This window comes from Parabacteroides sp. FAFU027 (genome assembly GCF_022808675.1).
Classification (GTDB): Bacteria; Bacteroidota; Bacteroidia; order Bacteroidales; family UBA7332; genus CAXXIC01.
In genome coordinates, this window is sequence record NZ_JAKZKV010000004.1 from 109,071 (window position 1) to 133,920 (window position 24,850).

The following is a 24,850-nucleotide window of genomic DNA, read 5'->3' on the forward strand; positions in this document are numbered from 1 at the left end:
AGGGGCAGGGGGAGGTCGTATGTTTTATTGGTTTAGTAATTGTTTCAATACCGATTCTTTTACTTTAAACGCGGTACCGTGACGGATACCTTTCGGGAAAGTCACGAGGTCGGAAACATCTTCCCAGCTTTTTCCGTCTTTAGAGCGGACAGCACCGTATTTGTGGTCGCGGTATTTATCGAAATAGACATAAACATATTCGCCCACTTCAAGCGGAGTCGGTCCCTCTGCCCAGTATTTGTTACCGGTGATTGGTTCGGAAACCTTTGTCGGGAATCCTTTTTTGATGTTTTTGCAAATGGTAAGGCGAATATTTTTCTGTGGAGGATTCGGATTTTCGTTTTTTACGAACATCCAGTTTTCTTTTCCACGTTTCAGGATTGCACCGTCGATTGCGCTGAAGTCAGGGTTGAAGAAAAGGAATGTTTTTGAATAGGTTTTGAAATCTTTGGTAGTGACAGCAAAGAGTCGGTGATTCAGCCCTTTTTCTTTGTTGGTTTCTGCAATTTCCTTGAAACGTCCGGGGATTGTTGAAGCCCAAAAGATATAGTAGGTTTTGCTTTTCTGATCGTAGAAAAGTTCCGGTGCCCAGGCATTTTTAGCTGTCGGTTCGTGCATCATCACCGGCAGGGTGTCCTGTTTTGACCAGTGAATCAAGTCGGGAGATGAGGCATACCCGACGATTCTGTCCCACCAGCCGCTGGTCCAAACCATGCGGAAAGTTCCGTCAGGACCTTGCAGGATGCTTGGGTCACGCATTAGTTTGTCCTTGCCCACTGTAGGGGTGAGGTAGGGATTTCCGTTGTTTAGGGCATCCCATTTCAGACCGTCATAACTGTATGCCAGGTGAAGACCGTCTTGTCCGTTGTTGATAAAGTAAGCGAAAAGGAAAACCTCTTTTTCAGCCTTCAGAGGAGCGAGAAAAAGCGTTGCGAGTAAAAGCAACAGAAGGTGTGTTTTTTTAGCCATTGCTATGTTGGGGATTAGTTATTTGCTTTTGGTCAGGTAGTTCGCAAAATTACAATTTATCATTTTCATGATTGAGTGTTTTTAGACATATACCTGTAATATTGTACTACCTCTTTCCCGAATAGCCCAACTTATTTCTGCAAATTCACTTTCGTTGCCACCAATTCATTCAAATAAACTTCCAGATTTGAATAATCATTTTGCAATGAATGACTTTTGCCATCTTTTGAATCTTTCGGGTTTAATTTATGAGCTTTTTCCCATACGTCGGGCATTCCATCTCCATCGCTGTCTTTTATTTTTGAAAATACCGGGCTGGCATTTACCAGCACCTGAACCGGATTTTCGGTCTCGTTAGCAATAGTTTTTCCCTCTTTCCCCAAAGATATGAGCTGTTCAATCAACATCCGGTCAATGTTGTCCCGTTGAGGGAAAGAGGCTCCTGCATTATCGGCAATCCAGTTGCAGTTCTCTTCCGGTTGATACATTGTAACAGATGGGATTGTGCTTAACGGCTGAATTTCCCACGAGACTTTTCCGTATGCGGAGTCAGCTACCAATATACCGTCTAACTTATCGTTCCTGTTTTTGTCAAAGAAGTTATTTCGGGCAAATAGATGAAAGTTTTCGTTTCCGCGACTGAAAGGAGGAACTCCGGTGGATGGTCCTGCAATGAAGTAATTGTTGCAAATCATGGCATCGGTACGGCCTTCCGATTCGCCTCCGAGTATATAGCCGCCACCTTTTCCCCAATTGTAAATAACGTTGTTGACAAACTGATTTAAGCCCTTCACCTTTGGATTGCGGGTGTGGTTGTCGATATAGAGGTTTCGGAAAATAGTTACTCCGCCTTTTGTCTGAATGAGTCCACCGCAGGAGTGGGGGAGCAGGCCCTGTCCGATGATAGAGTTTTGAATAGTAATGTTTTGCGGGTCTTTGCCACTGATGGAAAAATTTTCATCCAGTCCCCAGGATACAGAGATATGGTCGAAAATCATATTCTTGCCTTCTGCTAAAGCGGCAGCGTCTTTTCCATGCGTTCCGTTTTTACCCATGCGAAAACGGATGTACCGGCAAATTGTATTGTCAGCTCCTGTAAACGAAACGCTGTTTCCGTAAATTGTGACGCCTTCACCGGGAGCTGTCTGCCCGGCTATTGTGATATTGGGCTTGACGGCAATGCGTTCTTTGATGTGAATGACTCCACCGACTTTGAACAGGATTGTTCGGTTGGGTTGGCTCACCGCATCGCGGAATGAGCCGGTACCGGTGTTATTGAGGTTGGTCACGTAATAGACCTCGCCATTTCGACCGCCTTCAGCAAAGCGGCCAAAGCCCTCTGCACCGGGAAAGGCTAAGGTTTGTGCATTAATAAATAAAGAAGAAAGGAAGCCGAGTGTGGTTAACAGGATAGATGATTTCATAGCTTTTATCGTATTTGTTTTCAATGAAAAACTTCAGTGTGATCGCTTTTATGAGTATGGATTTTATTGTGTAAATGAGGGATACGAAAATGCCTGCTTGCTTTCGCAGGCAGGCATTTTCTATTAAGATAAAAGAATTTACTGTACAGAAACTTTGCGGGTAACGGTTCCTTCAGTTGTTTTGATATTTACCAGATAGATGCCTTTTGCCAGGTGGTTAAGGCTTACCTTGCTTTCAACTTTGCTGATTGCCTGGCTAACGACCAATGCACCCTGGCTGTTGATAACGGTCAGAGAAGTTCCTTTTCCTTCCGGAACCGAAACGGTAAATACACCGTTGGTTGGATTCGGGAACAAAGCTATTTTCTCAGTTAATGTATTACGAACTCCACTTGCGCTCTTAGCAACAATATAACCGTTTGTATTCAGGTTAGTCTGGTCCCATTCGATACCGGAAACAGATGGAAGCTCAACGGATGCAAAACCAATAGATTTTGATGATATCGCTTTTGCATTAAATAGTTTAAGCGTATCTCCAGAGGTGATAGTTCCGCCGGATAACATTTTTACTACCAATTTACCATCGAAGCGAAGAGAGTCTGCTCCCACGATTTTGTCGTAATTGTTTCCAGACTGAACCTCCATAGTGGTAACGGCAGTCGGGCGAAGGATGAGCTCTACTTTTTTCGGAGATGCAGCATTTAAAGTATCAGCTAAAGTCAAAGTCCCGATCGCATCTTCACCTGGCTCAAGTTTACCGTAGCAATCTACCGAACCTGAAATACGGCCTGTACCTCCTAATGTACCAGCAGATTGTACAGTCAGAATGGTTCCGTTTGTAACAGCTGGATGACCTGTTCCTGAACGGGTGCCTTCAGGATTGCTAACGAATAACTTACCTTCGCGCACGTCAATACCTGCGGTGATATAGTTTTTACCACTGGTCAGTTTCAGGATACCTGTTCCGACTTTAATCAAACCGACTTTGTTGTCAGGGCGGAATGTCTGGGGACGGAATGTTGCCGGCAATGTGCTGTTGGTATTTGAGCTACCTAACATCCAGTAGATAATCGGGGATGTGGAAGATCTATAATATCCGTAAACATTTGAGGTTTCATCGTCTGCTTTCAATTCTCCAACTATATAGCAGCGGGTGCCGGAAGAACTGGCTGAAATAGTTGCTCCCGATTTTATTGTTACTGATTTGTTGTAAAATGTGCTATCAGCCTGAGGATCTGCAACTGTCACTGTGTCTCCCGGAGCGTTTACTACTTTTTTAGTTTGTGCCCAGTTTTTATTTGTTTGGAGAATTAATCCATTAAATCCTGGGTTGTAGCCCATGTTATATTTACAGATATTGATTGGACCTGTAAAGTCTCTCCAGTTTGCACCACCGTCGATTGCTAGAATTGAGCGTTCTCCTGAACTGAAGAAGTTTAAAGTCCCTCCCCCAGTGAGTGTATTTGTAATCGTTTGATATCTTGTAAAATAAATATTGGCAGTCACACCGGCCGGAATATTGAAGCTAGATGTGCAAACAGATTTTTTATCGGTCTGTGCCTGTCCATATTTTACAGAAGCATCCCCTGTAAATTTAAGGCTTGGCCCGATGATGTTAATGGTTCCTGCAGTGAGCTGGCTGATTGTTCCTTTATTGATAACGGTGCCTTTAAGGTTGGTAATGGAGTCTAATACCAGTTCAGCAGCGCCGGTTTTATATAGAACGCCTGTGCCACTGAATTGAGCCGCCTGAGTCCCTGATTTTTTACCCCGCATGATGTATTGACAGGTGTCATTATTGACTTTGATGGTGTCGCAGTTAATATCACCGATTACATACAATGTTTTGCCTGACGTAAGGTCGCGGGTATCATCAAAGACAGCCTTACCGCCGGCAGTATAAGCAACTGGAATAGGTAGGAAAAAGTCTTTGTCAAAGAAATTGGCGGTAGTGGTATCCCAGAATTTGGAATCCTGCATACCGTTCCAGATGAATTCAGAGGCAACAGCAGAGACTGCCACGCCCAAAGCAAGGGTGGTAATGATTTTTTTCATGATAATAGTGTTGATTAGATTACATTAAGTCAATAACTGCGAATTTATTGAATGTAATGCAGATGAGGATTCTTATTTTGATTTAAAGGCTTATGGTTTTGATTTTACTTGTGTAAGTGGTTGAAAAACAGTGAATAAAATGGTCTGAAATGTGCTGTGTAACAGGATAGTTCATGCTGTTTCAGTGTTATTTCCCCAATTCAATACATCCCATAATAAATGGACCGGTCGCTTTTGCATCATTATCTCTGATTTTCTCATGAATGTAGTAGTCGTAGCTGCCGTCCCGATAGGGATTTCCACCCAATCCGGCAACAGCGCAGCATTGAGTAAGAGAGTGTGTGCCGTCAGGATTCTTTTTAATCAGTTTGGTGGTAATGCCTTCGAAGGCTTTTAATGCAACTTTCCGGTACATTTTATCCACGTAACCTTTATTTACCGCTTTGGCAATGGCGTACATATACATAGATGAGGCAGAGGCTTCGGCATAATTTCCTTCGCGTTTCGGTTGGTCTACGACCTGATACCAGAGTCCGTCTTTATTCTGGTATTTGGGAAGGGTCTCGGTCAATCCTTTTACCAGTTCTATTAATTCGCCGCGTTGAGGATGGTTCTGTGGAACGTAGTCAAGCACATCAACCAACGCCATAAAGAACCAGCCGATGCTGCGTCCCCAGAAGTTGGGCGAGTGGCCGGTTACCTTGTCTGCCCATTGCTGCGAATGGCTTTCGTCGTAAGCATGGTAATAGAGTCCGGTTTTGGCATCGTAAGTCCGTTTAGCGCCGACTAATAGTTGATGAATGGCATCGTCAAGTAATGCCGGTTCGTTAAACGTCACAGCATATTCGGCCAGGAACGGGTCACCCATGTAAAGACCATCGAGCCAGATTTGATGCGGATAGACTTTTTTGTGCCAGAATACGCCTTCGCTGGTACGGGGATGTGTTTTCATTTGTTCGCGGAGGCTGTCCATTGCCATTTTGTATTTCTCCTGTTTGGTTTCTTTGTAAATGGCAAAGAGGATTTTTCCCGGATTGATAAAGTCGATGTTGTGGCTCTCCGGTTCGTAGAGATAAATCTGACCTTTGTCATTGATGATGGTATCGGCCCATTGGCGTACATATTCATAATATTTACGATCACCGGTCGCTTGCCACATTTTCAGCATAGCCAGACAACCCAATCCTTGTGAATAGCCAAAGAACAATCGTTTGCCATGATCCAGTTGATAAGCCTGCGGAAAGCGTTTTATCTCCGAATCGGCAAATCTGCGTGCATATTTTTGCGAAAATGTCAGTTGTGTAAAAATCCCTGTTAACAGGGCGATTAAGAATATTTTTTTCATAGTCTTGATTGCATTATCTGTGTAAATCCGTTTAATCTGTGTCATCTGTGCGCTAAAAAATCATCGAATCAAAGTCGCTCCCATCATCCCGATGATGACCTCGTAAGCATCCGTTTTCCACTCCAGCTTTTGCAGTGTTTTCGAATTGTCAAGCGGTAGGTCAAGGATGATAGCCGCTCCACCGTCAATCTCGCGGGTGATGTTTTTCAAGCCCAGCTCTACACCGGGATTACGACTCACTTTGCCGCTTTTGAGTAGTACTCGGTAGGGATGAGGGGCATTCTGGTAAAAGGCTTTTCCGTCAGTAAAGTAATCTTGCTCAATTGGACACCAGCTTTCGGGATTCACCAGGTCGAGCTTGTCAAACGTCCCGTCGGTATAATAGACCTTTACCTCTCCGTTGGTCAACCGGCTTTGCATGTAGTTGGTGCTGCCGGCCATCAGCAGGTAGATGTGAGACGCTTTTCCGGTCAATGGGACAGAAAGTTGTTTCGGATAATTGTCCCAAAGCGAGGTGAATGCAATATTCTTTGTCCCTTTTGCTGATGGAGTGGCAAAGCTCAGTCCTTCCGGTGTGGTAAACAGGTTATTCACCGCCAGCTTGCGCAGACCACTGTCATCGATATGTGCCGTCGCATTCGGGTGCGTCCATTCTCCGATACCTTGTTTCGGAATCTGGAGCGTGGTGTATGGGGAGCGGGGCGACAGGTATTCATTTTTGAAAATGTGGGTTACCGAATCATTCAGCACAGCGGATAAGTCCACCGTCTCCATTTGGGATTTGGGCAAATTGGAAATATTCCAGCATTGTATTGTGGTTTCGCTGGCGGTATTGAATCCGTTGGAAAGGGTCAGTTTGTTGCTGCCTTTTATGGTATTTTCCAAAGGAATGGAAATAACACCAGAAGTAGCTCCCGGAAGAATCTGTACAGCGGTATTGTAGTTCGTTGAGCCGGGATTAACCGTCAAGGTACCGAAATATTTTTTACCTGTGTTGTTTTTCAACTTCACCGCCAATGTTGTTGAGTCCGGATTGGAGACGAGGATTTCAACCGGTTGCTTTACCCACAAATCAACAGGCATCCACCAGCTCAGCTCTCCCTCTTTCATTTGGGCAAATAGGGTGCGGTGACCTGTTGTTCCCCCAACGATTCCCTGCCAACCGGCAGCCGTTTTATGCAGACCTTTCAACACCTCCTGCGGGTCGTAAACGGACTGGATATTCTTATTTTCAAGGGTAAATGTTTCCCCGAGAGCGATGGATTCTTCTATGGGTTGAGGAGTAATGGCATTACCGGTCCATTCGATTTGCACCAGATAGCGATTCGCTTTGGCACAATCCACCTGAATGACCGGTGCGCCGACTGCTGAAGAGTCAGCTTTCCACGTTGTCTGTTTTCCATTTACCAAAACCTTCGCTACCTGACTGAAAGGAGCCCGCAGGTTCAATGTCAGCGCCAGAGGCTTAGGGAAACGAAGATTGATGCGGTATTCATCCGTTTTGTTTTTACGGGAAAATGCAAAATCGACGTCAGGTGTACTGACGGAGGTGGACAACCAGCGGGTAGGGAAGCCGGGACGAATGACGATTCGGTCGTTCATCGCATCGGGTAAAATGCCGTAAAGTCCCTGAATAATTGCACGTGAAGCCATACCCACAGGGTCGCCAAAATCGCGATAGCATTCACCGCGGGCAGCGTCGTAGTGGCTGATTTGGCCCACATTGCCGGGACTGTTGCCCAGATACATGCCGTCGAGGATGGCGCTTTTCATCAGCTTAAAGGCCTGGTCGTTCCGACCGCTTTGCCAGTAGGAGAGGGCGGTGTGATAGACTTCGGCAAAGGCCACGTTATTGATTGACCAGGCATACGGCATCCAGTTGGAGGTGGAGACGGTGGCATACCCGTCATTGCGGATGCCTTTGGCTTCCACAGGTATGTGCGGAATTTCATTTTCCACATACCGGATTGCCTGGTAATTCTGGAACGGATTCCCCGTGTTGGAATCAATGGCATGATAAACCGTCCACAATCCCGCGGACGGGTGTACCAACTTATTCCCCATCAGGTCAATGAATTCCGCCCAATGTCCCTCGTTTTTCAACCAGAGTCTGTTGTTAAGAGCGTTGAGGGTTTTTTGAGCCTCCTGTTCGTATTTCGAACCGTCTTTGCCCAACTTGCGGGCAATCTCTGCCGCCATTTTATTGGCGCGGTAATTATAGGCCGACGAGTGAGTTACACCTCCGCCGCTGTATTGCAGGGCATCGCTTGCCCAGATGCAGCAGTAGGCATCGTACAGCCCGTCGTTGTCCGGGTCAAAGTTGCGCTTTTCCCAATCGAGATGACGTTCGAGAACGGGCCACATTTTTTCAACATAAGCCATATCTCCCGTCCAGTTGAAGTGCCAGAGCAACTCGTCAATATAACACAGATTCATGTCGTAATGGTGCATCACGTTGTTCTGATTCGGATTGCGGCAAATGTAGCCGTTGCTGTACATCGGCGTGCCCCATTTCTTTATTGAGCGAGCCAGGTTGAGCGCAGTGTCCTGTTGAGGATGATTATAGATTTGAGGGACGTTGGTCACCTGTGATGCTGCATAACCGTCGAAGTGACCGCGTGCACGATCGTGCCAACCAAGAACATCACCGGTGTACGGACCGCGCCAGCCATTCAGGCGCATTCTCCATCCTACCGCCCCGTGCAGGTACGACTCGGGTTCCCAGATAGCATCTCCTGCTGTAGCCAGCACACCGCCAAGGGTATTGAAAAATGGGTCTGGAGTCAGGGTTTTAATCCGGTTGGCAATTTTCTTGCGGGCTGTTTCTGCCTGATTGAAGAGGGCGGCTAAATCATTTGCCTCAATATCGGCATTGGAAGCCGGATTGTATATCGTAAAATAGAGTGTCTGATTTCCTTTAACCGCTTTTTTGCCCGCAATGACCGGATGGGCTTCCGAAGCCGCAGCCTTCCATAAGGAAGTGGGATTTTCCAAATGAGATGCATCTCCAATCTTCAGTTCTGAGCCGGTCGGAAAAATACCGCACATCTGACGCGGGCGTTTTTTTGCGTCTGCGTTCGATGTGTTTTCGCCTTTGCGGGCGGCTTCCACCAACTCTTTAGCGGTTCCATACCAAAGATTGAAGCGATTTTTATTTACATCATAAAGATTATTCGGACAATTCTCCGGTTTCAGGTCGAAGGCATCTTCGGGGTCAACGCCCAAATCTCCTTCTCGGGAAAAACGTTTGTTGGAAGCTCCTCCATATACCCAGACCAGTTCGGCGTTCTTCGGTGCATTGATGAATTCGGTTTTGAGAATCATTCCTTCTGCATTACCCAAAGCCAAAGCGGTGATGATGATTTTTCCATTTCCCAGCATTGGGTCGGTAATGGTGTAAATGCGGCTTCCGGCACGGTAACGGCTTTCGATGCGTTTGGCCTGACTCAGCCAGATTTGCTTTTCCCCGGCCATCAATCCAAAGTGGAAATGACCACCCATATTGGGCATATAGAGGCCGAATTCAGGCACATCTCCCGTTTCCACACGAAACCCGGTATTGGTCCCGTAAAGAGCCCTGTTGTATTTTCGGTGACCGTTGACAATGACGAAATCCTGTCCTTCGGGACGGTAACGGAGGGTGCGCTGCTGCGGTTCAATGGTTTTGGTGATGAATTGATTCAGCTCCGGGTCAAAAACCACATCTTTTTGTGTCTGTGCAGTGACGGTTAGAGGAAGAAGACCAAGAAGTAGTAAACTCCTGAATTTTGGGAAAATCATGAATCTCTGTTTTTGAATATAACAAAGAGGAGGCCTGAAAAGTGACTTTTGTAAACCTAACAGGTTTCTAAAACCTGTTAGGTTTGGCCTTTCCGGGCATCCTCTTTTAACAATTGAATAAATTATTCAGTGACTTTGTATTTGATAAACCAGTTATCGAGACTCGCTTCGAGTGAAGACTTAATAGTCGCACCGTTGCCATTGGTGTATTTGGCTCCCACTTTAGTGGCCCAAACACTCTGTACATCTTTTCCCCAAAGGTTATTCGGATTCGGATTGCCAACTTTTGCAGTCCACTGAGAAGCCCAGGTCCGGTCGGCATTTGCACTCCAGCGGCGGGCCATACGATTCATTGCAAAGTAGGCTTTTCCTTCACCTGCAAATTCCAGACTCGACTCTTCGACGATGAGTGAGTCAAGGCGGCGCATGTTAACGAGTGTGTCCAATGCAGATGCTGAAGAGAGCGCAAATGTTCCGACAGCATCAAGACCAACACGGCCACGGATACCACTATTTGCCTGGTCGCTGGTTGAAGAGGTGCGGTATAGACAGGTTGGGTATTCGGTAAACGGCGCATTGAATTTACCAGTGGTTGAATTATAGTACGAACTGACTCCTTTATTTAGAAATGCAAGTGCTTCTGTGAAATGCCCCATTCCCACCAATGCTTCTACAAGGAATAAATGAATTTCAGCTGCCCGGTAAAGACAAATCTGAACATCGTTGGTGTAGATTTTATCTGCGGTTAAATTGCCACGCAGAAATTTATAAAGGACCCAATCACCGTTTGACTGAGTAAATGTTACTCCTGATCCGCGGTATTTATCATTCGGAATTCCGGCAATTAATTGAGTACTGAATCGATTCATTCCAACCGTAGTCGGGCGCAGGTAATATTTATTGGGATAGGTATTTGAATAATAGTCCACATAGCTATTGGTTTGGTGTAACGAATAGTCATAGAACTGTACACAAATTTGCTCTTTACGAACATAAGAACTACCAAAGTTTTTCCAGTCCCCTGAACCTTCACTCAGATTAATCTGATAAGAAGCTTCGTTTTCACCTCCACGTTTTATCAGAGCAATGCAGTTCTCTTTAGCCTTTTGGAAATCATTCTTATAGAGGTACAGTTCTGCCAAAATACACTCTTTGGGAGGGCAGATTTTGTCCCAGGAAAGTGAAGTCGGGGATTGACCTTGTCCCGGGAATAGCTCTGTGGACCAGGTTACGTCTCCCTTTCCGTCGATGCCGTTCATACCGGTCTCGATAAGGTTTACGCACTTGGTAATTACATCATCAAATTTGAGCAAAGGATACTTGTTGATGTCGCCATACGCTGTGATCGGCTCGTCAAAATAGACAGCCTCTCCATAGATTTTGGCCAGTTGCAGATAAGCCCAGGCTTTGTAGCGAAGCGCACCACCTACCAGACCTTTGAAGGTTGAGGTAGAAATGGAGGTTGAGTCTTTTTTACGATAGGCGAAAATGTGAGCCAGATAGTCGTTGGCATTCATAATCACGTTGTAATACCCTTTCGGACTGGCAAAGGTGTTTCCCTTGGTATCCTGATGGTTATAAACGTCCCAGATTTCACGTGGGGCGTTAGGAGTTGGTTCCAGGAAATCCCCGCGAAGCCCTTCCAGAAAGGAGGCTTGGTCGGCCACATCCTGTACGGTAGCGGCTAATCCCATGTAGCCGGAATAGAGCTCGGTGTAGTCTCCCACATAATCTTTTTCGAGCAGGATTTCGGAAGTGTCCGGATTGAAGAAATCCGAACAACTGCTGAATGTCAGTGCAATGGCAATTGCTAAAACTGAATATATTGACTTTCTCATATTGACAATTATAATTTGATGTTGAAACCTAATTTGAAGGAGCGTGCCAAAGGCATTTTACCATAATCAAAACCACGTAATGATGTATCGTAAGAATACATGGTTTCCGGGTCAAGTCCCAGGTAGTTGGTAACCGTAAAGAGGTTTTCACCCGAAATGTAAACAGTGGTTCCATTCAGGAATTTAAAGTTGTAGCTCAGTGTCAGCTCTTTCAGTTTCAGGTATGACGCGTCTTCAATCCAACGACTTGAAAACTGGTTGTTGCCCAGCGGGTCTCCGTAAGTAGCGCGTGGCATATCGGTCACCTGACCTTCGCTCATCCAGCGGTTATTTACCGAGGTCAGTTGGTTGGAGAAGTCGCTCATAGACTCCATGCTGCGACGAACGGCATTGTACATTTTGTTGCCTACGCTGTAACCGAAGTTGGCTGACAGTTCAAACCCTTTATACTGAGCTTTGGTGTAGAACGTTCCGAACAGATTCGGATTTGCATTGCCCAGATTTACGCGGTCACGGTCATCAATTACATTGTCGTGATTCTGGTCAACGAAATGAACATCACCTGCTTCGTAGGCATTTCCGGCAGCTGTTTTCAGGTTTGCTTCAGTAGCCTGAGCCTGGGTTGCAAATACCGGATTTGATTTATCCACCTGCAATCCGTAAAAGCTGTACAAAGGCTGGCCGATTTCAGAAATGACAGCTGAACCATCAGACATGGACGATACCATGCTGTTTTGACCACCTAATGAAGTAACTTTATTTTGGTTTGCAGCAACGGTTCCTCCGATATACCATTTCAGGTCTTTGGTCTGGATGACAGCAAACTGTGCTCCGACTTCGATACCCTTGTTTTCAGCGCTGGCTGCATTTGCATATAGATAATCAGTTCCGTAAGCGGCGGAAATAGAAACCGGCATGATAATCTTGCTGTTTTTGGTGTAATAAACATCAGCAGTCAGGTCCAGACGGTGGTTAAACAGCGAAATGTCAGTTCCCAGGTCGAATGTCCGGTTCAGCTCAGGAACGATTTTGGTATTGGGAATACCCGAGCGGGTCAATCCGGAAAGTTCGCGATACACCTTGTTGATGTAATAGTATTTACTCAATGAAGATGAAAAACGGCTGTTTCCGGTCGTAGAGAATTCACCGCGGATATTCAGTTTGTTGATTTTGTCGCAATCTTTCAGAATTGAGTTCTTCGCCATCCAGGTAGCATTGACTGCCGGATAGGCCTGGAAGAGAGTTGCGTCGGTACCGGTAGAAGATGAAGCATCCATTGACAGGGTCGCTCCCAACGCCAACTGATGGTTGTAAATGTACTGAGCGTTGGCATTGTAGTTCATCCAGTTCCACGCATTCTCGTATCCGTAGTAGTTGCGGCTGCTGGAAGTTACATAACCCAGCGTTTTGTAAAAGTCGTTGGCCGTGTTGTAACCCGAACCGGCATCGTAGGAGTTTTTGTTCATCGCTACCTGCGCTCCGACAGAGGCTTTCACCAGATGGATATGGTTGAATGTCTTGTTGTAATTGGCATTCAGGTTGAAATAGGTGTTGAAGGTTGTTCCCTGAGCCGAACGCACTGTGTTATTGGCCAATTGATTGTTGAGTGGCATGATACTGGTTTCAGTCACGCCCGGAACAAACATATTCTGACGGGTAAAGAAGTAGTACAATCCCATCATACCGTTGATGCTGAGGTTGTCAGTCATCTTGTAGTTCATACCGGCATTAACCTGTACATCGTAATCCTGGTTATTGGCATCCACTTTATTGACCAATGCCACCGGATTGCTCACCATATTGTTTGTAATCAGGTTTCCGTCTGCATCACGGATAGATGCGTAATCTGGCAACAGGTTGTTATTGGCATCTTTTTCGAATGGAGAGAAAAGAGGTCCTTTCTTCATTGCTGCCAAAATCGGATTTGTATTTTCCAGCATGCCCTGCTCCTGAAGTTTGTAATCCATGTATGACATCATGATGGATGAGTTGAAAGTCAGCCTGCGACTCAGGTTCACGTCAGAATTCAGGCGTGCATAGTATTTCGAAAAACGGGTACCGTCCATCTGACCGTCCTTGTTTTTGTAGCCAATCGAAACATCATATTTCGCGATAGCATCTCCACCTTTGATTTTCAATACATTGTCGGTGGTAACGCCAGGGGAATAAATCAGCTTTTGCCAGTTGGTATTGTTGTTGTAAAGAAACTTGTAATAATAAGAGTCATCATCAACCAAATAGGGGAACAGGTTCAGGACATTAGCCATGTCACTGTACTTGGTCAGCGCCACGTTACCGATGTAGTTTTTGTAATCTTTTACCCCCATCACAGGAAGTGTAGATTGATTCATGTCAATGCCGAATTGTGAACTGAATTCCACTTTGGTATCCAGGTCAACCGCTTTATCCGTCTCAATCATGATTACCCCGTTCGAACCCAATGAGCCGAAAAGAGTAGCGTCAGCGCCTTTCAGTACTGTGATATTCTGGATGTCGCGCGGATTAAGCGAGTTCAGAATACTTTTGGAAAATCCACCGATTACGCCCGATTCGTTCATGTCGGGCATATAGGGAATGCCGTTAATGACAATCAGAGGCGAAGAGTTGGCTGATAACGTATTCGTACCACGGATACCGAAAAAGCTGCCTTCGCCCGGCATGCCACTTTTACCGATCACCTGTAAGCCGGGAATTCCGGACAGCACCTGTTCTACTTCATTTTGATTCAGATTGATATCTTTTTTCTGAATAGAAAACAGGTTCGTCTGTTTTTCGCGGATATTGGTTGCTCCTTTGAAGGGGAGTAACATGGTTTCGGAATAACCCGATTTTTCTTCCGGAATCAAAATGAGATTGATTTTTTTACGTCCGTCAATCGGTTGCACATTGGTGTAATACCCCGGAAACCATACGCTGATTACGCCCTGTGCAGAGGGTACTTCTGCCTGGAAATTACCTTCTTTGTCTGTTTTTACAGACTCTTTCTGTCCGGTAATACTAACGACTGCCCCTTCTATCGGGGTGTTGCGATACGGTTCATATACTTTACCCTCGATTTTCCATTGGCCTTTTTGGGCAAATGCAGTCATTATGCCCAAAACCAATGCTATGCAGAGTGATGATATTTTGATCTTATTCATGTTATGTCGTTTTTTGAGGATTAATAATTGTTCGCGGTTGGCTTCAAAGCCCAATGGTAAATCATCAGGGTCTTTTTACCTGAAGCTTCGTTCCGGGAGTATTTAACCTTGATCTTGAATGATGCCATTCCGCTGGTTCCATCCTCTTTCGTTACGTTGACTACGCCAACCAAACCGCCCAAACCGTCCCATTTCGCTGTACCGTTTGTCGGATTCAGGTCTTTTTCTGTTTCGGTTACACGGTCGTAGTTCCACGGCGTCGATAAGCTGGCCTGCAACTCTGTACCCACCTGTTTGCCGTTGAATAAGATATTCACATATGGGTGAGCGGAACTGCGGAAGCCCATGTAGAGGTTGTATTCCCCGGTCGGAACCTGCATCACGCGGACGCTGTAATCTCCTTTTTCGACATTGAAATATTTTTCCAGCGGAGGGAATTCTACTGAAAACTCGTCGTTTGAATCCGCATTTCCGGGAACCTGCAAAACAATATAGTTTGGCAAGATAGCGGGTTTCGGTGTCGCATCAGCCGTAAATACTGACGGTACGGCTGACAGGCCTTTGAATGTGTAAAGGTCTTCGGTACTCGGATAGAGTTTATCGGCATCCTGGTAACGCCAGTATTCTACCAACGACTTGATACGTGAGATGATGACATTGTTTGGAATCTTAAGTTTGGTGATTTTGTAAACAAGACCGTTACTCATAGGTTCCGGATTTGCGACATCTATTTTCTGGACTGTGGTTCGCCAGATTTTACCAAAGGCCGAGTTGATATCTGTAGAACTGAAATCTTTGAGTTCACCTTTGTAGAACATAGCCTGCTTAATCCAGCTCCAGGCAAGAGTTGAGTCGCTCTTCGCCACTGTTTTGCCCATATTGATATAAGTGCTTTGTAGCGTCTGGAAACAGTTGTTGATGACCTCATTACTTGGGAGGAATACGGTAAACTGCTCAAATTCAGAGTTGAATTGCACCGTAGCAAAAAGCGGGTTGTACACATAAAAAACCGAGTCGTAAACGGTATTTCCGGTTTTATCCACACCGATAGGCGTAGAGTTTGCCTTGTCAAATTTCTCTACATTGTATTTGAAAATAGAGTCACGAATCATTGAGTAATCGTTGCCCAGGTTTTTCATGTATTCGTAGATATTGACGCGTGATTTCATCAGGGAAGAAATCTCATGAATAACACCATCTTTCAGTCGGATTGACTTAACCACCTGTGATGCATTTGCAAAAAGGCTGTCATTTCTTTCCGTAATCTGAAAGTAAATGCCATTTAAAGAACGGATGCGGAGTCCGTTCTTTAAATCGGTTTGCAGAAATGGCAAATGGTTGATGTGGTATTGCATCCGCAGCGTATCTGTCGGCTGAATGCCGGAAGCGTCCATTGAGCTGTTATTGGCTACCCATACGGTCATTTGCTGATCTTTGGTCAACTCCGTTTTTAATCCGGTTTGGGTGAGTATATCGTTGAATTTTGAGTACTCGGAGTGGGTATTCAGATATTCAGCGATGGTCATATTCATATTTTCTTCCGTAGAGGAAGAGCCTGAAAAGTAATCGTCCCACTTCGTGTTACAGGAGCTGAGCAGAATGGCTATCGTGGCGATTAAATAATATATCTTCTTCATTTTTGCTGATTTTACGTTTTGATTATTGTCTGGAAATTTTACCCGGCATTTATCATTGCGGAGTAAATGTCAGACAATCAAGGTCAGACGAATAGTTGTCTGCTGCCAGTATTTTCACTTTATGTTTAGTCGAAGTCGTGAAAGTAATTGTACCGACTACTGTTTTCAGGAACTGGTTAGCCGTTTTTGACGCACCTTGTGTTGCTATCTGGCTACCGAAGTAAGTGCCGTCCACGATAAACCAGATTTTCCCCTGAGCCTGTGCCGCCAACGGATTGTAATGTTCGATGGTCACTTTGTAGGTTCCGGCCACGATAGTCGGAGTCGTCATTTCCACCCATCCGTAGGTTCCCAGGTTGAGACGCAGATAATCGTAGTTCAGGGCCTTGTAAGGAACCGCGTTGTTTTTATTGGTGATGACATAGGTCAATCCCGGTTTGGTGTCAGGTACCGAAAGCCATTTGTAGCAGGTAAACAAATCGGACGTAAGCTGATAAGAGTAGTCGGTAGTCAGACCTGAAACCCTGTATTTCGGAAGAAGAGAGGACATGAGTGAGAAATCAGTCAGCTCCCATTGTAAGGTAGTAGCCTTTGGAATGACAACCGGCATCAGGCCGCTCATAACGTGTACGACACCGTTTTTGCAGTTGCGGTTTACTGCCAGAAATTTCACCCCGGTTTTGGTTGTCGAATTATAGTTTACATAAAGCACTTTGTTCACCTCAGAGACATTAAGCAACTGGTCCGCAGCTACGGTCGAATAGTTCTTAGAACGCTTGGTATCGGTCAGAGCAAAGTATGCCAGTGATGAGTATGAAACCTGTTGGTTAAATAAGTGATAAGCAACGTAAAGATTCAGTGCATTGGTTGAGGCCGTGTAATCGCTTCCGGCTTTGAGTGAATCCCGGAGTGAGGCTAAGCTGGTGATATTTTTTGCTTTATATACGCTGTCGGGTACCGCAAACAACGTGTAGTGGTATTTGTAAGCCACGCTGTTAATAACTTCTGAAATCGTATTCAGTTTGTCTTTGTATCCCGTTGCTTCAACTGCTTGTCTGAAAATGGTGAAATCGCTGGATTGCAATTTATCCCAAATGGTTTCAGTAACCGGAGTAAGTGCCGAATTCAGGATATGTACATATGCGTTATTGGTCTTAACCGTTTTGGTTATGGTTGCCTCAAGGTTAATCCTTACGGCACCACCGTTTTCAGCGAATGAAGTCGAGAGGTAGTCTCCGGTCGCCGTGGTGTCGGAAATAACTCCTTCCTCGAAGCTTACCGCGCTATAGGCAGCACCTTTTATCGTGTGGTATTTCACCAGGGTTTTGGCATCGGACAGACTCAGGTCGGTTACTTTGGTAACCCCCTTTTTGCTTAGATAGGCCTTCATCGCATCGTTGTTGGGTACGAAGCAGGTGTAGTTTGCCGCCAGGTTCATGGTGTTGTATAAATCGGCGTATTTCAGCAATTCTACCCATAGAGATGCATTCAACGAGTCGGTTTGCTCCAGGTAAGAAGCCGCTGGCAATGCGCTGGTGTCTTTGATGTATGTCGAATCGGCAGCGTAAGGATCGGTGCAAGAGCAAAAGGCTGCGATTGAGATGACTAATAGAAATAATATCTTTTTCATGCGTCATTAATTATTAATGTTTTGACTACTTCCGGAATCGGTGTTTTCCCTGAAAATTAGTTACCTAAATTTGCGTAATAGGGATTCTGAACCAGTAGCTTATTGATTTGCAATTCATCGGAATGGATAGGCAGATACCATGAATTTTGATCTTGTAACATAGACCGTATCATGGCGCTGTTGCTGGCCGATGCGACCTGTAGTACCTGTTCGATGAAGAAGTCCTTAAAGCCAACTTCTTCACGGCTACCAATCCGGACAAGGTCAAACCAGTTTTTACCTTCGCAAAAGAATTCGCGTTGACGTTCTGCCAGAATAATCTTCATCATATCCAGTTTTTCAGAAGCGCCGGGTGAGGAACCCAGGCCTGCACGGTTGCGGATGGTATTCACCAAAGCGGTACTTTTAGTCATGTTGTCAACGCCGCCTTTCATCGCGTAAGCTTCGGCTTCCATTAGGTAAATGTCTGCCAGTCGGTAGATAATCCAGTTTTGGTCAGTTTGTGTGCTGGAGTTTCTGGAGTCTGAAGTACTTGTATATGTTTTGATTCCGATGTATTTCCAGATTTTGCTATCGCTGCTTGTATAAGAGGCATTCAGACCACGCAAATCGGTGGGTTCGGCTTCATACAGAGCTTGCTGGTATGGCGAAATGAAATAATACTTGTTGGTTGAGAACCATGAAATGAATGAGTTGGTCTGGTTGAGCGTATAGCTGTATTGAATCTCAAAAATGCTTTCGTTACTATTGCCCGGGAAGAAATTGCTAAACCAGTTTGCTCCGCTGATCAAACCTACCTGTCCGGAGTTGACTACCGATTCGCAGTTTGAGATGCAGTCGTCATAATTACCCAGCCAGAGGTTGATATCGGCCATCAATGAGTAAATCGCCCATTTGGTGGCACGCCCTTTGGTGTTCAAGGGATTGTCCACATTCGTCTCTGGAAATTTGATTTTAGCCGATTCCAGCGCATTATTCAGGTCAACGAGACAGCTTTTGAGAATTTCATCGCCCGATGCTTTTGCCATATCGTAAGGTGCAGAATCGTCTACATAGGGTTGGTTTACGAACGGAACGTCTTTCCAGATACGCACCAGGTAGAAATAGGCCAGGGCACGCTGGAAATAGGCTTCAGAAAGGTAGGAGTGCATCACGTTTACATTAAATGATGCATCTTTCACAGTCGGCCCGTATTTAATTACAGAGTTTGCCATACCGATTATGGCGTAGAGTTTGTCCCATTTAGCCAAATCGTTGGTGGCCAGGATATCAAACTGGCGGAGCTTCTGAGCAGCGAGCTGGCCGGTAGTACCGGTTGTGCTGAAGTAAACACCGTTACCTCGGGCTTCTCCCCAGAGCATCAGATATTCCTGAGCCGCGCGGAGTTTCACATATCCGGCACCCAGTACGGCCTCCACATCTTCTTTCGTTTTCCAGTATTGCGAGGTGCTCTGGTTGTTCTCGGGGAGAACGGTCAGGTAGTCCTGGCATGAAGTTGCCGTAAATGCAAGCATCAATAGCGAGACGATATAATGATTGAATTTCATATTTGTAACGTATTAGAGATTAAGATTCAAGCCAAAAGCAAAACGCATTGGTTTTGGGGTTGAGGCATTGTCAATGTACATTGGATACAGTCCGTTTACGAATTTCAGGCTGATTTCAGGGTCCTGGCCTTTGTAGTTAGTGAATGTCAGCAAGTCATAACCGGTAGCATAGATCTGAAGTCTTCTGACGTGCATTCTATCCGAGATTTTTTTCGGAAGGTCATATTTCAGCGTCAGGGTTTTCAGACGGAGGAATGAAGCATCTTCAAGGAAACGGTCTGAACCCAGATCGTTGTAGCCGCGTCCATACAATGCACGGGGAATTTCGGTGTTGTCCCCTTCGTGACGCCAGCGGCGAAGTACTGCGGTACTTTGGTTGTCGGTTCCGTACATGTATTCGTTATTCATACGCACCTGGTTGATCACTTTTTGTCCGGCACGACCGTGGAAGGAGGCAACCAATCCAACGTTTTTATATAAAAGATTAAGCCCGAAACCGCCGATAACCAGTGGGTTAGAGTTGCCTATGTACACGATGTCGTATTTGTTGATTACCCCATCGTTGTTCATATCGGCATATTTGGCATCACCCGGGTAAACTTTTACGGTACCATTTTTCATCACCACCGGCTTACCGTTGATGTCATTGATGGTATTGCCTTTGGAATCTTTGGCGTAAGTCTCGGTTACGTTTTGATAAACACCCTGATACTTGTACCCGTAGAATGAACCGAGAGGCTCTCCTTCTGTCAGTTTGTAGGCGTAGGTTTTGTTATCAAAGGTATAGTTCAGCGCTTGTTTGTTTTCGGGTAATTCTACAATTTCGTTTTTGTTACGGGAAATGTTGAAGTTGAAATTCAGCTTCCAGTTTTTAGTTTTCAGCACCTGCATATCGGCAGAAAACTCCCAACCTTTATTGTCCATTTTACCGGAGTTGTAGTATTTCACGGTAGTATAACCGGTTGAAGTCGGCACATCAACATCACTTTGCAACATATTGGTGGTAAGTTTGTCGTACAGGTCTAAGGTCAGATTCAGACGATTGTCAAACAATCCCACATCAACACCCAGGTTTGATTGCGATATGGTTTCAAATGTGATGTTATCCAGTTGGATTTTCACCGGCTGGATAGCAGCCATTTCACCATACCCATTGGCGATAGCGCTCAATGAACCTACGTAAGGAGCAGAACCGGATGGAGAGTTGCTACTCTGTCCCCAGTTGACACGCAATTTACCCATGGTGATAAATTTGTATTTTCTCATGAACTCTTCGTCATTGAAAATCCACGCCACACCGACATTTGGGAATGCTCCCCAGCGGCTGTTCACAGGCAAACTTGAGCTGGCTTCGATACCCACACCACCGTTCACGACATAGCGGTCCATCAATGTGTATTGGGCATTCAGCAGTCCCCCCATACTTCTGTAGAGTACGTGTCCTGAACCCGGGCCCAGGTTTTTCGAGTTACTTCCCGATATAAGGTCGGTAATCCCCGAACTTGAGCTTCCGGTAGTGCTGCCTGAGAATGATGATGTACTTTGGCTTTCGGTATTCCATTTGGCACTCAACAGCACTTTGTGTTTCTCGGCAAATGTCTTGTTGAAAAGTAACCGGTTTTCAGTAGTCAGATACATTACGTCAGAGCCACCTTCTGAGCTGACACCGACATACGGACTGATATAAGACTGGCCGGTTACAGATTGTGGCAAATATTTCTCAGTCGTATTCATATTGGACTGAAAACCCATGATGCCGAAATAATCCAGGCCGTTGAAGAATTTGTAATGCAGGTTGAAAATCATCAGACTTGTTACCGATGTGGTTTGGTTTTTAGCCTCGTTAGCCACGGCGACCGGGTTAAAAATTCCGTTGGTTGAATATGAACCCTGAAGATAGCTGTATGGTGTAAAGTATTCTTTCGTAGGTAACCCGTCAGCGCCGATGATGTAGGGGCTCATGTTTGGCATTTTAGTGAACGCCTGGCTACGAAGGTTACTAAAGTAGGAGGCATCTCTTTTACCCCGGGTAAAGCTGTAGTCGACACCGATATCCAGTTTGTCGGAAAATTTATAGCGCATGTTGAATTTACCGCTGAAGCGCTGGTATTTTGTACCCACGGTGGTTCCGTCATTCATCAGATGGCCTAATGATAAACGGTAATCGGCCTTATCACCTCCACCGGAAAGCGAAACGTTGTTATCCCACGACAAACCGTTTTGCGTGATTTGGTCCAGCCAGTTTATATCCTGGTTGTACTCTTTGAAGTAAGCCCAGGTGGGGTCATAACCGATTTCCTTGGTATTGTAAAGTAGGTTCATGTAGGTCGATGCTTCACTTGTTCCCTGGCCTGCATCATTAATGGAATTCCAGAGCGCATCCTGCATCATCGAAACATACTGTTTGGCATTCAGCATCGGGATAGAGTTGCGTTCATGGGTTGTCTCATATTTAGATGAATAGGAAAAAGCCATTCTACCCTTGCTGCCTTTTTTCGTGGTGATCAAAAGTGCTCCGTTAGCGGCTTTCGAACCGTAGATAGCTGTTGCAGCAGCATCTTTCAGTACCTCGATACTTTGGATGTCGCTTGGGGAAATGTTGAGCAACTGGCTGTAATCGTCCGAGTTGGCTGTGGAAAAGTTGAAATCAGACGAAACGTCAACCGGCATAGGTACACCGTCTAATACGAAAAGCGGTTCAGCAGATGCGCTTAATGATGACGTACCGCGGATGCGGATGGAAGTTCCGGCACCAGGGTCGGCACCTGTCAGGATATCCACGTTGGGCAGGGCTCCCTGAAGGGCTTCGGTGACGTTGGTTACATTGGCAGTCTCCAGGTTATCCAGGTTGATTTTTTGTACAGCCGATACGCGTTCGCGGGTAGTTTGTCCCAATGCGTTTTTCTCAATCTTTCGGGCTGATACTTCAACTGCGTTAAGCGTAGTGGCATCTTCTAGAACGATATTAACCGTTTTCTGGTCAGTATATTTGATTGATTTTGAATTGTAACCAACAAACGAATATCTGATGGTAAGGTTTCCTTTTTCAGGAATCTTTAGTCTGTACTCACCGTTCAAATCCGCGATGCAACCTCCCAGTGAACGATTCTCAGCATTCATGATATATACGTTGGCACCGGTCAGTGCTTCGTTGGTTTTTGAGTCACGGACAGTACCGGTCAGTATTCTTTGTGCTGCTATAGATTGCACTGCCAGCAGGGCAATCAGTGATATTGCTATTTTTTGAAATATCTTCATATCCGTAGTTTTATTTATTCGACTGCCAATGTTTTATCAATCATATAGACAGCTCCGTCTGCGTAGATATAAGGGAAATAGTTTAAGACTTTCGCTTCATTTCCTTTGGCATCAATGATGACCAACTCACTTCCGCGGTCAACCAGAGTGAAAGTTGCGGTGGTCCCGTCCGATTTTTTTCCGAATGTGACCAGTTGACCCTGTACGTTGGCTCCCGGGAAAGGGTAATCCAGCAGGTTGCTGGCACTTACGTTGATAAAGTAGGGTTTGAATAGGGCCGCCACTTTTTCTGTTGTTTTGCTTGGTAATGCATTATAAGCAGCAAGCAGACTGGCTGCGGGTGGAACCAAAGCGATAAAACGCTCTCCCTGCAGGAAGTTATACGGAGGCGTCGCTGAAGTAAATCCGGCGGCAGTCATGTAAGCTATAAATGTTTTTAAATCTGCGGGAGAAGTAGTGGTTGAAAGCGATTTAAACTGGTTCGATTCCGGAACAAGAGCAGAGGCTGTCTCTCCATTCAAAGCATAAGCGTTACCATTATCCCATTCGCCTTCGATTTTTGTAAATGTAGGCACCTTGGCATCCGAACCTATGTTATAAAGAGATGATGAATATGCCTTATTTCCTTTTGTGTAAATGTAATTGTATGGTTGCAGAGTGCGGTAAACCGCTTCATTGGTACGTGTTGAAATCTTTTCAGTAGCAATATGCGAACCGGCCAGTGTTTTCTTTTGGTTGACACTCATGGTGGTTGGGCCGTTATCCCCGTCAATCTGAATCTCCTGCGCTCCGTATTTCAGCGGATTTGTATTGATGTAGTACATTGCCTTTCCGTCCAGGTTGGTGTATGACAGCAACATATCATTCGAAGGATAGAAGATGTCAAAGGAGTTGGAATTCGAAATCAAAGTCGGGATGTATGATGCATTTTTCATCATATCCAATATCAGGTTATATTTTGGATCACAATACATCGGAGCGGTTACCTTCTGGAACATCGGTGGAACGACTACCTGATTCAGTCCGTAGATAGAGCCGTTTACGCAGATGCTTTTCTTTTGAGCGGCGCTTCGGTCGAACTTGATCGGAGTGCCGTAAGTTGATTTGTACAGCCCCGATTCAATTTGCTGAGGAAAGAGAATGGTGCCGCTCCATACGTGGTTTTGCAGGAATGCCAACATCGGCTCGAAGTTTACTTTCGTAATATCGGAATAGTAAGGAGCCCAGTATTTGTTAAAGAACGCCTGCATTGCACTGTTGTCTGGTGCAAAAACATTATGCGCACCATAAGAAAGAATAGACAGCGAGAGATAAGATGAAATAGGCCATTCGGAAGCTATTGCAGGAAGCGTGGCTCCATAGCTTTTTACAAAAAGGGAATCCCCTTTACCGTAATCCGTCGTGGCGGTCGCATCGTATTGATACTGGGCAAAGCGGTCATAAGCTTTGGTGAACTGTGAGTAACCGGCGTCATTCTTCAGATTGGTATAAATGGTTTCGAGCGGATCGAGCACCTTATTCAGTGTATATACATAACCATTGTCCGAAACAAGGGCATAATCTTTGACAGACGCATTCGAAACGTTGAAACCGGTGCTTCCGGTCCAGGTGGAATTCGGATAAAAGAATTCGTAGTTTGATTTGGCATCAATCCCTTTTCCGACGAATATGTTATTTGAAAAAACCGGAAGGAAACGATCAAAATGAATCACTTTGTGATATTGTCCCAAAGTTGCATCGTATTCCACCGAGATGGAGTCGCGGCTTTTGGTCCGGAACTTGTAATACATTCCTTTGTACTGGTTTTCCGATTCCACTCCATTGGGCTTGTAATCTTCAAAAGCCTCTTTGTTGAAAGAGTAGAACAGTAAGTGATTTCCGATCAGTTTATCTAACTGAGACAGCGGAATGTCATTTACAGAATTGTAATTATTCGCGGTCAGGTAGGCCTGAAAAGCCGAATCGGTCGGAGCCATAACAGTGATGATACCTTTGCCCTGAACCAGGTCTTTGTACGATGTTCGCTCTACCGCCGAAAGAAAAAGCTTGAAGTTGCCGTTCTTTTCCAGCACTTCCCAGGAGTTTCCTTTCAGCCAGTCGGGAGTTTCATAATATTTATCCAACTCGTTCACACACGAGGTGAGAAAGCTGAATAAACCAACAAAAAGTGGAATCCATTTTTTCATGATTGTGATTATTGATTAACGATTGTGTGTTTAGTATATAG

At 45.2% G+C, this 24,850-nt stretch carries 11 protein-coding genes and 1 pseudogene; all 12 read right to left on the reverse strand.

The window, feature by feature from the left end; translation table 11 throughout:
• Window positions 1-24 precede the first annotated feature (24 nt).
• The 12 genes and pseudogenes from MLE17_RS07900 to MLE17_RS07955 all read right to left on the reverse strand — a co-directional run bounded on the left by MLE17_RS07900 (window position 25) and on the right by MLE17_RS07955 (window position 24,809).
• Complete coding sequence (locus MLE17_RS07900; RefSeq protein WP_243348214.1) at window positions 25-969, reverse strand: glycoside hydrolase family 43 protein; 945 nt, start codon at window positions 967-969, stop codon at window positions 25-27.
• A gap of 131 nt (window positions 970-1,100) precedes the next feature.
• The gene (locus MLE17_RS07905) at window positions 1,101-2,393 is read right to left on the reverse strand and encodes a polysaccharide lyase family 1 protein (protein WP_243348215.1); all 1,293 of its coding nucleotides are present in this window, start codon (window positions 2,391-2,393) and stop codon (window positions 1,101-1,103) included.
• Between the two features lie 138 nt (window positions 2,394-2,531).
• Window positions 2,532-4,448: a T9SS type A sorting domain-containing protein gene (locus MLE17_RS07910; RefSeq protein ID WP_243348216.1), complete on the reverse strand. Its 1,917-nt coding sequence runs from the start codon at window positions 4,446-4,448 to the stop codon at window positions 2,532-2,534.
• Between the two features lie 187 nt (window positions 4,449-4,635).
• A pseudogene (locus tag MLE17_RS07915) lies at window positions 4,636-5,727 on the reverse strand (glycoside hydrolase family 105 protein); the annotation flags it as partial.
• Window positions 5,728-5,853: 126 nt separating this feature from the next.
• Window positions 5,854-9,573, reverse strand: a complete 3,720-nt coding sequence (locus MLE17_RS07920; protein ID WP_243348217.1) for a DUF4450 domain-containing protein — start codon at window positions 9,571-9,573, stop codon at window positions 5,854-5,856.
• Between the two features lie 122 nt (window positions 9,574-9,695).
• Complete coding sequence (locus MLE17_RS07925; protein WP_243348218.1) at window positions 9,696-11,411, reverse strand: RagB/SusD family nutrient uptake outer membrane protein; 1,716 nt, start codon at window positions 11,409-11,411, stop codon at window positions 9,696-9,698.
• 8 nt (window positions 11,412-11,419) lie between these two features.
• Window positions 11,420-14,551, reverse strand: a complete 3,132-nt coding sequence (locus MLE17_RS07930; RefSeq protein WP_243348219.1) for a SusC/RagA family TonB-linked outer membrane protein — start codon at window positions 14,549-14,551, stop codon at window positions 11,420-11,422.
• 20 nt (window positions 14,552-14,571) lie between these two features.
• Entirely contained in the window at window positions 14,572-16,188 is a 1,617-nt protein-coding gene (locus MLE17_RS07935) for a fasciclin domain-containing protein (RefSeq protein WP_243348220.1), read from the reverse strand.
• A 52-nt stretch (window positions 16,189-16,240) separates the two neighbouring features.
• Window positions 16,241-17,818: a fasciclin domain-containing protein gene (locus tag MLE17_RS07940; protein WP_243348221.1), complete on the reverse strand. Its 1,578-nt coding sequence runs from the start codon at window positions 17,816-17,818 to the stop codon at window positions 16,241-16,243.
• Window positions 17,819-17,874: 56 nt separating this feature from the next.
• On the reverse strand, window positions 17,875-19,365 hold the full coding sequence (locus MLE17_RS07945; protein ID WP_243348222.1) for a RagB/SusD family nutrient uptake outer membrane protein: 1,491 nt from the start codon (window positions 19,363-19,365) through the stop codon (window positions 17,875-17,877).
• A 12-nt stretch (window positions 19,366-19,377) separates the two neighbouring features.
• A complete protein-coding gene (locus tag MLE17_RS07950; protein WP_243348223.1) occupies window positions 19,378-22,623 on the reverse strand; it encodes a SusC/RagA family TonB-linked outer membrane protein in 3,246 nt (1,081 codons plus the stop codon).
• A 14-nt stretch (window positions 22,624-22,637) separates the two neighbouring features.
• A complete protein-coding gene (locus MLE17_RS07955; protein WP_243348224.1) occupies window positions 22,638-24,809 on the reverse strand; it encodes a fasciclin domain-containing protein in 2,172 nt (723 codons plus the stop codon).
• Window positions 24,810-24,850: the final 41 nt, after the last annotated feature.

Coding starts and splice junctions, on each gene's coding strand:
- MLE17_RS07900 (WP_243348214.1), bottom strand. CDS start 969: ATGGCTAAAAAAACACACCTTCTGTTGCTTTTACTCGCAACGCTTTTT.
- MLE17_RS07905 (WP_243348215.1), bottom strand. CDS start 2,393: ATGAAATCATCTATCCTGTTAACCACACTCGGCTTCCTTTCTTCTTTA.
- MLE17_RS07910 (WP_243348216.1), bottom strand. CDS start 4,448: ATGAAAAAAATCATTACCACCCTTGCTTTGGGCGTGGCAGTCTCTGCT.
- MLE17_RS07920 (WP_243348217.1), bottom strand. CDS start 9,573: ATGATTTTCCCAAAATTCAGGAGTTTACTACTTCTTGGTCTTCTTCCT.
- MLE17_RS07925 (WP_243348218.1), bottom strand. CDS start 11,411: ATGAGAAAGTCAATATATTCAGTTTTAGCAATTGCCATTGCACTGACA.
- MLE17_RS07930 (WP_243348219.1), bottom strand. CDS start 14,551: ATGAATAAGATCAAAATATCATCACTCTGCATAGCATTGGTTTTGGGC.
- MLE17_RS07935 (WP_243348220.1), bottom strand. CDS start 16,188: ATGAAGAAGATATATTATTTAATCGCCACGATAGCCATTCTGCTCAGC.
- MLE17_RS07940 (WP_243348221.1), bottom strand. CDS start 17,818: ATGAAAAAGATATTATTTCTATTAGTCATCTCAATCGCAGCCTTTTGC.
- MLE17_RS07945 (WP_243348222.1), bottom strand. CDS start 19,365: ATGAAATTCAATCATTATATCGTCTCGCTATTGATGCTTGCATTTACG.
- MLE17_RS07950 (WP_243348223.1), bottom strand. CDS start 22,623: ATGAAGATATTTCAAAAAATAGCAATATCACTGATTGCCCTGCTGGCA.
- MLE17_RS07955 (WP_243348224.1), bottom strand. CDS start 24,809: ATGAAAAAATGGATTCCACTTTTTGTTGGTTTATTCAGCTTTCTCACC.